Source organism: Niallia sp. FSL K6-0212 (assembly GCF_038007605.1).
GTDB lineage: Bacteria > Bacillota > Bacilli > Bacillales > Cytobacillaceae > Niallia > Niallia circulans.
Genome location: NZ_JBBOXL010000001.1, coordinates 165512 through 177503, shown reverse-complemented (window position 1 = coordinate 177503; position 11992 = coordinate 165512). Strand labels below are relative to the sequence as shown.

The following is an 11992-nucleotide window of genomic DNA, read 5'->3' as shown; positions in this document are numbered from 1 at the left end:
ACTACCATACTAGTATATTCTTGTTGAATGAAAGAAGGATATAGAACGAATATCTTGAATTTGTATAATTGTAATCGCTTGCAATTATTTAAGCACTATACGGTGCCGTTGCTACTTAAAGGAGGTGGTTTTTAGAAGCAAAACAAAATACATCTTAGTCCAGTAACAATTCTGCATTTTTATTTGCGAGTATTAATAATACAGGAGAATTGGGGGGATTATTTTGAAAAAGCATAGATGGCTTTTTTTAACAATAATCATGACAATTAGTTTATTACTATCTGCATGCGGAGGAGCTGAAAAAAGTTCTGGAGGTAAAAACGGTAAAATAACGCTTACGATTTATTCGGCCGCTGGTGGAGATGAATACTATAAGGATATTGTTATACCGATGTTTGAAGAAGCAACAGATGGAAAATACAACGTGGAATATGGTCGAGGTACACCCCAAGAAGTAATCAACAAAATAAAAACGCAAGGTAAAAATGGAACCATTGATCTAGTGGTGACTGGTTTAGATGGTCTTCCACTTGGCATTAAAGAAGGCTTATGGGAAAAGATATTACCCGAATACTCAGAAGAGACTCATTCTGCAGAATGGAATGAAATTGGTCAGGAGTATATTGATAAATTCGAAGGCTATGGTGCACCAGTTACAACTGGTTCTGGTGGTCCTATCTTGATGTATAACACAAAAACAGTTAAAAACCCACCGAAAACATATGAAGAATTAAGAGAGTGGATTAAAGAAAATCCAGGAAAATTTACATACCCTGCAGTTCCATCTAGTGGTCCAGCACGAGGATTCTTCTTTGGTCTTATTCAAGCAATGGGAGAAGATTTAAATAACCCAAGCTCATTAGATAAAACGTGGAGTTATTTAGAAGAAATTGGAGAAACGATTGAATCCTACCCAGCAAAAACATCTGACTCGTTTGATCTTCTCTATGAGGGAGCAGTAGATATTGTACCGCACATCCCATTCTGGTATGCGGATAATAAAGCAATTAAAACTATCCCGCCGCATATTGAAGCTGTGAAATTGGAGGATGCCAAACAAGTTATCGATTCTCAATTTTATGTAATGGTAAAAGATTTACCAGAAGATCGCAAAAATGCTGCGCTCGAGTTTCTAAAGTTTGCTACATCGAAGGAAATACAGGCACAAGGATATGTTCGAGGCTTCCTTCCAGCAAATAGTCTAGCAACACCTGATATGCTAGAACCTAAATATCAAAAATCATATGAAACTCTCGTGGAAGCCGTAATGCCTGAGTTTAAAGAAGGCGACAAAATGAAAGTTCCAGACGGAGAATGGATACTATTCCCAGACTTAGAAGAGACCAATGAATTATACGGTCTTTGGGAAGAAAAAATTCAAGCACTCAAATAGGAAGTATTTTCCCTAGTCTCTTGTTTACTAGAGACTAGGGAGATAAGGAGGAATTAGTATGGAACAATCAGTATTGGCAAATACGGAGTCGGCAGTATCTAAAGCAGTCAAGAACACGACAAGTACAAAGGTTGAAATCAAGAATTTAACGAAACAATTTGGTGAATCAACAGCTGTGAATAATGCAAATTTGACAATTGAGAGCGGCGAATTTATGACATTCCTTGGTCCAAGCGGCTGTGGGAAAACAACTATTTTATCGATGGTATTAGGAACCCTTGAGCCGACTTCAGGAGATATTCTATTTAATGGCTCTCCGATTAATCATATTGCTATGAATAGGCGAGATATTGGCATGGTTTTTCAGAACTACGCATTATTTCCCCATATGACCGTTTCTCAAAACATCGCATTTGGTTTAGATATGCGCAAAGTAGAAAAAAAAGAAAAAAGGCGCAGAGTGCAAGAGGCGGTGGAGATGGTTCAGCTAAATGGGCTGGAAAATAGATTTATTAAAGAGTTAAGTGGAGGACAGCAGCAGCGTGTTGCCCTTGCAAGAGCACTAGTTATTCGTCCAAAGGTTCTATTATTAGATGAACCATTAAGTAATTTGGATGCAAAGCTTCGTAAAGATATGCGAATTCAAATAAAAAAAATTCATGATGAACTAGCGATCACCACTATTTATGTAACACATGATCAAGAAGAAGCATTGTCGCTTTCCACTAAAATAGCAGTAATGTCTAAAGGAGAAATTCAACAGCTAGGCACTCCTAAGGAAATTTTCGGAAAGCCTAAAAATCACTTTGTTGCCAATTTCTTAGGCTACGCTAACTTTATTAAAGGAATGATTGTCAGTAAAAATAATGATTACCTTATTTTTGAGTCAGATTCCAAGCTTCGTTTAGAGATAAAAGGAAATGGTCGCCACCAGGTAGGCGATAGTGTACTTCTAACAATTAAGCCAGAAATGATTGAAATTGTCTCAAATGATCGAATTGGAGCCAATGTAATAGAAGGGGAGATATTGGTTGGGGATTATGTTGGAAGCACTACTGGCTATGAAATTAAAATCAAAGATGGTTCTGTTTTGAAGACTAGTGTTTTAGGGCTGGATCCTTATACGGCACACCAAAAAGTAAAGCTTTATTTGAATCCCGATAAGATTATTATTTTGGATGAGGGGTGAAAACATGAATCAACAGGCAAAACCGAAAAAAAGTGATTATTTAATGCTTCTCCCGAGTCTGCTCCCAGTACTTTTGATATTTGTTTATCCATTAATAAGAGGGATTATGATGACATTCCAAGAAAATGGAACCTCTAATTTCACGATGGGTAACTATATTGAGTTTTTTACAAACCCAGATTATTATCAAACCATTTTTCGAACACTTGCTTTAATTATTCCAGCAGCATTTCTGGAGTTATTTATTGCCTTCGCGATTACCTATTATATAAGAGGAAAGATGAGGGGCAAAGGAATAATAGCCGGATTAATTATTTTCCCCCTTACATTAGGCTCCTTAATTATTGATATGGCGATTATTTCATTTTTCAAGCCAACAGGCTGGTTCAACACGATTCTTTTACAAATTGGCCTGATTGATGAGCCAATCAGACTTGTCTATAACTATACTGGTGCATTTATTGCTTGTGTTATTTTGGGTGTGGCATTCCTTGCTACTAATTTCATTGGAATGATGGATTCCATTGATCCAAATTTAGAAAAAGCTTCCAGATCGCTTGGAGCCAGCGAATGGGTTACATTTAGACGAGTATTTTATCCACTTATTCGTGGTGGGGTTTTAAGAGTATTTGCTTTAAATATTATTATGCAGATTGGTGTGTATACTTCTGCTGTGATTGTAGGTAATCCTGCATCGGCAACCAGGACATTTGCTGTAGTTGCTTTCGAGGAAGCAATGCGAAACTTTAACTACAGTATGGCTAATACAGTTGCTGTAGTAATGGCAATTACGCAATTAGTAATTCTGGCAATTGTGTTTGCTTTACGTAAAAGAGGATTCGTCGGTTCAGCAAGTACATTTAAATAACAAAGAGGTGAAATGTAGTGAGAATTGTGGAGAATACCATTAAGGGTGGTATAAACAATCCTACGGAAGCAAGTGTACCTAAGAATAGTAAAGTGGCAGGATTACTAAAAATGCTCTATAAATTTCTAACATGGCTTTTAATAATAGTATGTATCACCTCCATTATTGGTATGACGATCGCTGTATTACTAACTGCCTTCGGAACAGAATGGTATGGTACTTTCCTTCCAGCAGGGTACACAGTGGACTGGTTTGTTCAGGCTTGGCAGGTTTATGAAATAGGTCACTTTTATAAAATAACTTTACAAATTGTTGTAACTGCGACCATTATATCATTGTTGCTAAGTATTCCAACTGCATATGTATTGGGGCGTAAGTCCTTTCCTTTTAAAGAAGGCTTGATTAGTTTCTTTCAGATGCCTTTTACCTTACCAGAACTTGTTTATGCCATACCTGTTGCTTCCATTTTTTATTCAACAGGTCTAGCGGAAACAATTCCTGGCTTAATATTAGTTAACTTAATTGTCGGTATTCCGTTTTCTGTTTTCATTTTGCTGCCATTTATGGAATCGCTGGATCCAAGATTGGAATGGGCTGCTGAATCCTTAGGTGCAACTAAATTTAAATTATTTAGTAGAATTGTTATCCCGCAATTAGTCCCTGGGTTAACGGCTTCTGCCATTAATATTTTCATTCGTATGTTTAGCACATTTACCATTATCCTATTAATCTCTGGACCGAAGACACAGACGCTAAGTGTTATGGTATTCAGTGTCCTTCAAGGAGCAGGTTCCCAGCCGCAGCCTATGCTTAATTCACTAGCATTAACATTAATGTTTCCATTATTGTTATTTGCTTTTATTAGTTTATGGATTTCCAGCTTTACCCAAAGACGGCTTGGTAAAAAATAAAATGATAATTCGCTGATGTCGAAAAAAATATTTATGTGAAATAGTCGCATAGAATTACTTAGAAGCATTTCAAACAAAGAAGACTGCTAGACTTATATGAAACGTAAAGAAGGTATTTCTAGGAGATTAACGATTCTAAATCTCTTTTAACAAGAATAAATAGATTAAGGAAAAGGAGAGGGTTTTGTGCTAAACGTAGCTATTATCGGTTCAGGAGCCATTTCATCTGCTCATATTGAAGCATATCAACAATTTCCTAAGCGCTGTAGGATTGTTGCCTTATGTGATTTGTATCCTGAAAAGGCAAAAAAACAGGCCGAGGAATTCCATTTGAATGCAACCGTGTACGAAGACTATCAAATGATGCTGGAGCGAACAGACATTGATTTAGTTTCGGTGTGTACGCCGCCTTATACTCATGCAAAAATTGCCATTGATTTTCTTGATGCTGGAAAAAATGTATTGGTGGAAAAACCAATGGCTTCTTCTTTAGAAGAGTGTGATGCCATGAATGCAGCGGCAGAAAGAAATAACAAGTTATTGTCCGTTATTTCGCAAAATCGTTTTCTAAGTCCAATGATGAAGTTAAAGAGCGTACTAGATACGAAAATGATGGGACCGATTGTCCATACACAGATTGATTCCTTCTGGTGGCGCGGGCATAGTTATTATGATTTATGGTGGCGAGGTACTTGGGAAAAAGAAGGCGGTGGTTGTACCTTAAATCATGCAGTCCATCATATTGATATTTTTAAATGGATGAATGGAATGCCAACAGAGGTAACTGCTGTGATGAGTAATGCCTCCCACGATAATGCAGAAGTTGAGGATATTTCTATTGCTATTTGCCGTTATGATGATGGCAGCCTTGCACAAATAACAAGCTCTGTTATCCATCATGGAGAAGAACAGCAGTTAATTTTTCAAGGGAAAAATGCTAGAGTCTCCGTACCATGGAAAGTAAAAGCGTCTAAATCAAAGGGAAATGGATTTCCAGAAGCGGATATAGAACTGGAAGAAAAAATTCAGCGCTATTATGAGCAGCTAGATGATATTCCATATGAAGGGCACCCTGGGCAAATCGATGATGTGTTAACAGCGTTGGAACAAGGAACAGCAGTGCTAGTAGATGGAGAACAAGGCAGACAAACACTTGAGCTTATTTCAGCAATCTATGAATCTGCGAGTACAGGGAAAACCATTAAGCTGCCATTAACAAAAGATAATTTATTCTACACAAGAGAAGGTACACAGACAAATGCAATTCATTTTTACGAAAAGAAAACAGCCATTGAAAATTTTGAAGATAATGATATTACGGTAGGCGGTAAATATGAGTAATATGAAGGAGGAGAAAAATGTGAATAAAAATGATGGAATGAATTATGCGCCGAAAGGTCAAGTAAATAAGGTAGTCGCAGAAGGGGAATTTCTGTTTGCTGCGATTGGCTTAGACCATGGGCATATCTATGGGATGTGTAATGGATTAATAGAAGCAGGCGGCACGTTAGTAGCTGTTTATGATCCAGGTGCGACACGTTTCTAACGGAAAAGGTTAGACACTAAGGTACTTTAATCACCTTAGGAGAACTAATTTCTCGATAGGTGGAATGAAGAGGTAACGCTCTGAAACGCCTACTCTAATACTCCGACATGCCATTTCTATGGTTAAATAGATTGGTATGAAGCTCGGTGAAGTCGGCAGAGAGATACCGTAAGTTGATAAGGGGCATTCCTTGTCAATCACGAAAGCTGTCTAGCGGTAGATGGTGTATCCTATATGCCGGGAGTCCATAAAGTATCTATGGTTAGAATGAATAGGGATATACTGACAAATCTCCGAATGTACGGTTCTAGACATAAATGCTGTAGAAATGCAGCAGGTGGCAAAATTGCGATCGTATGGGTGGGTAAGTAAGAATCTGGATTATGAAAGCCCATAGCTTGTTACAGGCAAGTTATACATACAGGACCATAGGAGAGACCTAAGGATATATGGGAAGGATAGAGAAATTGGAACGTGGAAAGCGGAAGGATGTGGAGGCATTAACCTGCTTATGAAGCAGTTCTGTATATAAAGGGGAATAACATAACCTATTAAAACAGATTAACCTTTCGTGAGAGTGGAGTCACAGTACCTATGAAACCATGATAATAAATGGGGGAGGGATAGGCTCTAGTTGGAAATTTCCAAGAATGCTAGATACATAATAAATAACACACGATTCTTTTGGAATTTTCAATGGAACGCCGTGTGAGGTGAAAGTCTCATGCACGGTGTGAAGTGGGGGAAAAGCTGGAGATGGCCTCAAAGGTTTACCTATCACTATATGATGAAAAAGTGCAAAAATTTATCCAAACCTATCCACAAGCAAGGGCAGCAGCGTCAGAAGAGGAAATCCTCCAAGATAAAACGATTCAGCTTGTAGCAAGTGCGAATATTCCAGTCCAGCGTGGTCCACTAGGGTTAAGAGTATTAGATGCTGGGAAACACTATTTTGTGGATAAACCTGCTTTTACTACAATGGCTCAAGTCGAGCAAGCAAAGCAAAAAGTAGCAGAGACTGGTCGAAGATGGGGAATTTATTATAGTGAACGATTACATGTAGAAAGTGCCGTATTTGCTGGTCAATTAATAGAAGAAGGAGCGATTGGCCGGGTTATTTCTGTAATGGGCACAGGACCTCATCGTGCTAATGTCAATAGCCGACCTGACTGGTTCTTTGATCCAGAGCAATATGGCGGAATTTTAACGGATATTGGCAGTCATCAAATCGAGCAATTTTTACATTATGCAAATGCGAAAAGTGCAAAAGTTCTCCATAGTACGGTTGCTAACTATCACTATAAGCAATATCCAGAATTTCAGGATTATGGGGATGCAACCTTGGTGGCAGATAATGGCGCTACCTTTTATTTCCGTGTCGATTGGTTTACTCCGGATGGGCTGGGAACTTGGGGAGATGGCCGTGTGACAATTATTGGGACAGAAGGCTATATTGAAGTCCGAAAGTATATTGATATAGCACGCAGCAAGGAGGGGAACCATTTATTTTTGGTAAATGGAGAAGGAGAAAAATACTATCAATTAAGCGGTAAAGTAGGCTATCCATTTTTCGGTCAATTTATTTTAGATTGCATAAATGGCACAGAAAATGCGATGACGCAGGAACATGCCTTTACTGCTGCGGCATTATGTATTGAAGCACAGGAAAAAGCGATAAAAATCGAATAGGTCTATTAAAAGATTGTTAGTGAATTGGCGATAGCCAAAACAAATAAAACGAGAGTGCAGAATAATATTCATGCCTCTCGTTTTATTTGTTTTGTGTCCGTCTGCTTGATAGAATGCTTTGTTTTACTAGGTATAAGTTGTCACGCTATTGTGGAAATGGTAAGATGTATAGATGATACTAGTTTCATTTTAAAGAAAAATGGGTATTTAGCGATCATTTTTCTTCTATAATATATAGTATTACGTCAGTCTTATAGATAAATAATCAAAAAATGGATTTTAAAGGATGAAATCACAGGATAAGTTAACAAAGAAGACAAATATTTTTCATCTGTTTTTAATGAAAAAAAGATAGTCTTCCCTTTAACTAGTGCGATTTCTCATTATAATAGAAAAAGGAGCGTTTTTTAATGCTTGGAATTTTAAATAAAGTATTTGATCAAAACAAACGCGATATTAAAAAATTAACTAAAATTGCGGATAAGATTGAATTGCTTGCAGATGAAACGGCAGCATTATCGGATGAGCAATTAAAGGGAAAAACAGAAGAATTCAAGGCACGATTCCAAAAAGGGGAAACATTAGACGACTTATTGGTAGAAGCATTTGCAGTTGTTCGAGAAGCAGCAAAGCGTGTGCTTGGACTTTATCCATATCCTGTCCAGTTAATGGGGGGAGCCTCCCTTCATGACGGTAATATTTCAGAGATGAAAACAGGGGAAGGTAAAACGTTAACTGCGACAATGCCTGTATATTTAAATGCTCTCTCTGGCAAAGGGGTCCATGTTGTTACAGTCAACGAATATCTTGCTACTCGTGATGCGGCAGAAATGGGACAATTATATAATTTTCTTGGTTTAACCGTGGGCCTTAACTTAAATGGCCTTTCAAGAGAAGATAAGCAAGCTGCGTATAATGCAGATATTACTTATGGAACAAATAATGAGTTTGGTTTTGACTATTTGCGTGATAACATGGTTCTTTATAATGAGCAGAAGGTACAAAGACCATTGTATTATGCCGTAATCGATGAAGTCGATTCTATTTTAATTGATGAAGCACGTACACCGCTTATCATTTCCGGTTCTGCGCAAAAATCAACACAGCTGTACGTTCGTGCCAACATTTTTGTCAGCAGCTTAAAACCAGAAAAAGATTATACGTATGATGAAAAAACAAAGGGTGTTCAATTAACAGAAGAAGGAATGTCCAAAGCAGAGCGTGTATTCCAAATTGAAAACCTCTTTGATGTTTCCAATGTTGCGATTAATCATCATATTACCCAAGCGTTAAAAGCCCATGCAAGTATGCATAAGGATGTAGACTATGTGGTTCAAGATGGTGAAATTGTCATTGTTGACCAATTTACAGGTCGTCTGATGAAAGGTCGCCGCTACAGCGATGGTTTGCATCAAGCAATTGAAGCAAAGGAAAACTTAGAGATTCAAAATGAAAGTATGACCCTTGCAACCATCACATTCCAAAACTATTTCCGTATGTACGAAAAGCTTGCAGGGATGACTGGTACAGCGAAAACAGAAGAAGAAGAATTCCGCAACATTTATAATATGAATGTTGTTGTTATTCCAACAAACCGTGAGATCGTTCGTGATGACCGCGCAGATTTAATCTATGCTTCTATGGATGGGAAATTTAGAGCAGTAGTGGAGGACATTGCCGAGCGCCACAAAAAAGGCCAACCGGTACTTGTCGGTACAGTTGCGATTGAAACGTCTGAAATTATTTCTAAATATTTGACGAAAAAGGGCATTCCACATAATGTCTTGAACGCGAAAAACCATGAAAGAGAAGCGGAAATCATTGCAACTGCCGGAGAACAAGGTTCCGTGACAATCGCAACGAATATGGCAGGTCGTGGTACGGATATTAAACTTGGTGAAGGTGTAAAAGAATTAGGCGGATTAGCCGTTATCGGTACAGAGCGTCATGAAAGTAGACGTATTGATAATCAGCTTCGTGGTCGTTCTGGTCGTCAAGGAGATCCAGGGGTTACACAATTCTATCTTTCGATGGAAGATGAATTGATGCGCCGTTTTGGCTCCGATAATATGAAAAATATGATGACAAGACTAGGCATGGATGATTCTCAGCCAATTCAAAGTAAAATGGTCTCTCGTGCTGTAGAATCTGCCCAAAAACGTGTTGAAGGAAATAACTTTGACTCACGTAAGCAATTGCTGCAATACGATGATGTTCTTCGTCAACAACGTGAGATTATCTACTCACAACGTAACGAAGTATTAACTTCGGAAAATCTGCGCTCTATTGTAGAAAATATGATTAAATCATCATTAGAGAGAAATATCCAAGCGCATACTCCAGATAATGCTGATAGAGAAAGCTGGGATTTACAAGCGATCGTGGATTATGTAAGTGGAAATCTTCTTAACGAAGGCGAAGTAGAAGTAAGTGATCTTCGCGGAAAAGAAGGCGATGAAATCGTTGAATTTATTTTCGCGAAAGTACTACAAAGCTATGATGAGAAAGAAGAGAAGCTTTCTCCTGAGCAAATGCGCGAATTTGAAAAAGTTATCGTGCTTCGTGCAGTAGACAGCAAGTGGATTGACCATATTGACCAAATGGATCAGTTACGACAAGGTATTCACCTTCGTGCCTATGGACAAATCGATCCGCTTCGTGAATATCAATCAGAAGGTTTTGCTATGTTTGAAGCAATGGTTATTGCCATTGAAGAAGATGTCGCTAAATATATCATGAAAGCAGAAATCCGCAATAATCTGGAAAGGGAAGAAGTGGCAAAAGGCCAAGCAGTAAACCCGAAAGAAGACGGCGGCGACAAGAAACCAAAGAAAAAGCCAGCAGTAAAACAACTAGATATCGGACGTAACGCACCATGCTTCTGTGGAAGCGGCAAGAAATATAAAAATTGCCATGGAGCAAATTTATAAAAGAATTTCGTGAGCAGCCTATCTTTCCTTTTAAGGAAGGATAGGTTTTTTTAATTGGCTTTGGTTTGCGGAACAAGTTTGTAGGGGGAAAAGGAGAGTCATAAAAGTTTGGGGAGTCGCAAATAAAGTGAGAAGAGTCGCAAGTAATGCAGAAGAATCCGCAAGCATATTGAATAAAAACCGCAACTAATCCTCTCTCTCCGCCGGTAAAATCATTATCCACCATGAAATTAACAGGAAAACATGCATTTTTTTTCAAAAAGCCATATAATACATAAAGGAAGTAGTAAACTACCTAGAACTATAATTTATATAAAAGGGTGACATGAATGGAATTAGCAGATATTCGCAATGAGTTAGAAAAGATAAATGTAACACTAGAAAACTTTAGGGGGTCTCTTTGACTTAGAAAACAAAGAGGCGCGTATTGCTATGTTAGAAGATGATATGCTTCATCCTGATTTCTGGAATGATCAGCAGGCTGCTCAGACCGTGATTTCAGAAAGCAATGCATTAAAAGATCAAGTTCATGAGTTTTATAAATTAGTGGAGACTTTTGAAAACCTTGAGTTAACATATGAATTGGTGAAAGAGGAAGACGATGCTGAACTTCGTGCGGAGTTGGAAGAGGAGCTTACAGAATTAGTCGGTCGTTTAAGTCAGTTCGAGTTAAATTTATTATTAAGTGGACCATATGATAAAAACAATGCCATCTTGGAACTTCATCCAGGAGCTGGTGGAACAGAGTCTCAAGACTGGGGCAGTATGCTTTTACGTATGTATACAAGATATGCAGAGAAAAAAGGCTTCAAGGTGGAAACTTTGGACTATTTGCCAGGGGATGAAGCTGGGATTAAAAGTGTAACATTGGCGATTAAAGGCCATAACGCTTATGGATACTTAAAAGCAGAAAAAGGGGTACACCGTTTAGTTCGTATTTCCCCGTTTGATTCATCGGGGCGCAGACATACAAGCTTTGTATCTTGTGATGTAATGCCTGAGTTTAATGATGAAATTGAAATCGAAGTTCGTACAGAAGATTTAAAAATTGATACGTACCGTGCAAGTGGAGCGGGTGGTCAGCATATTAACACCACGGACTCTGCTGTACGTATTACACATATTCCAACAGGGGTTGTTGTTTCCTGTCAAACAGAACGTTCCCAAATTAAAAACAGAGAAACAGCCATGAAAATGTTAAAAGCGAAATTATATCAACGCAAAATTGAAGAGCAGGAAGAGAAGCTTGCAGAAATCCGCGGTGAACAAAAAGAAATTGGGTGGGGAAGCCAAATCCGATCTTATGTTTTCCATCCATATTCTATGGTGAAAGATCACCGCACCAATACAGAGGTCGGGAATACACAATCTGTTATGGATGGTGACCTTGATATCTTTATTAATGCTTATCTTCGTTCAAAAATTAATGCCTAATAAATGCGAGTCAAATTCGGAATGGATTAGTG

The 11992-nt window shown here is 38.2% G+C and carries 8 protein-coding genes and 1 pseudogene; all 9 read left to right on the top strand.

From position 1 onward, the window contains the following. Nucleotides 1–223: 223 nt before the first annotated feature. The 9 genes and pseudogenes from MHH96_RS00790 (at nucleotide 224) to prfB (ending at nucleotide 11960) form a co-directional block, all read left to right on the top strand. Entirely contained in the window at nucleotides 224–1393 is a 1170-nt protein-coding gene (locus MHH96_RS00790; protein WP_061800930.1) for an extracellular solute-binding protein, read from the top strand. 58 nt (nucleotides 1394–1451) lie between these two features. Continuing rightward, nucleotides 1452–2582, top strand: a complete 1131-nt coding sequence (locus tag MHH96_RS00785; protein ID WP_061800929.1) for an ABC transporter ATP-binding protein — start codon at nucleotides 1452–1454, stop codon at nucleotides 2580–2582. 4 nt (nucleotides 2583–2586) lie between these two features. Then, nucleotides 2587–3450, top strand: a complete 864-nt coding sequence (locus MHH96_RS00780; RefSeq protein ID WP_047943900.1) for an ABC transporter permease — start codon at nucleotides 2587–2589, stop codon at nucleotides 3448–3450. 17 nt (nucleotides 3451–3467) lie between these two features. Continuing rightward, nucleotides 3468–4361, top strand: a complete 894-nt coding sequence (locus MHH96_RS00775; protein ID WP_144546089.1) for an ABC transporter permease — start codon at nucleotides 3468–3470, stop codon at nucleotides 4359–4361. A gap of 186 nt (nucleotides 4362–4547) precedes the next feature. Next, a complete protein-coding gene (locus MHH96_RS00770; protein ID WP_144546091.1) occupies nucleotides 4548–5702 on the top strand; it encodes a Gfo/Idh/MocA family protein in 1155 nt (384 codons plus the stop codon). 19 nt (nucleotides 5703–5721) lie between these two features. Next, nucleotides 5722–5889, top strand: a pseudogene (locus MHH96_RS00765) (Gfo/Idh/MocA family protein); the annotation flags it as partial. A gap of 774 nt (nucleotides 5890–6663) precedes the next feature. Then, nucleotides 6664–7596: a Gfo/Idh/MocA family protein gene (locus MHH96_RS00760; protein ID WP_328282794.1), complete on the top strand. Its 933-nt coding sequence runs from the start codon at nucleotides 6664–6666 to the stop codon at nucleotides 7594–7596. Nucleotides 7597–8006: 410 nt separating this feature from the next. Continuing rightward, a complete protein-coding gene (secA, locus tag MHH96_RS00755) occupies nucleotides 8007–10526 on the top strand; it encodes a preprotein translocase subunit SecA (RefSeq protein ID WP_144546093.1) in 2520 nt (839 codons plus the stop codon). A 329-nt stretch (nucleotides 10527–10855) separates the two neighbouring features. Next, a protein-coding gene (gene prfB, locus MHH96_RS00750) for a peptide chain release factor 2 (RefSeq protein ID WP_123258225.1) occupies nucleotides 10856–11960 on the top strand; the annotation gives its coding sequence in 2 pieces (ribosomal slippage) (nucleotides 10856–10927 and nucleotides 10929–11960; 1104 coding nt in all). Nucleotides 11961–11992: the final 32 nt, after the last annotated feature.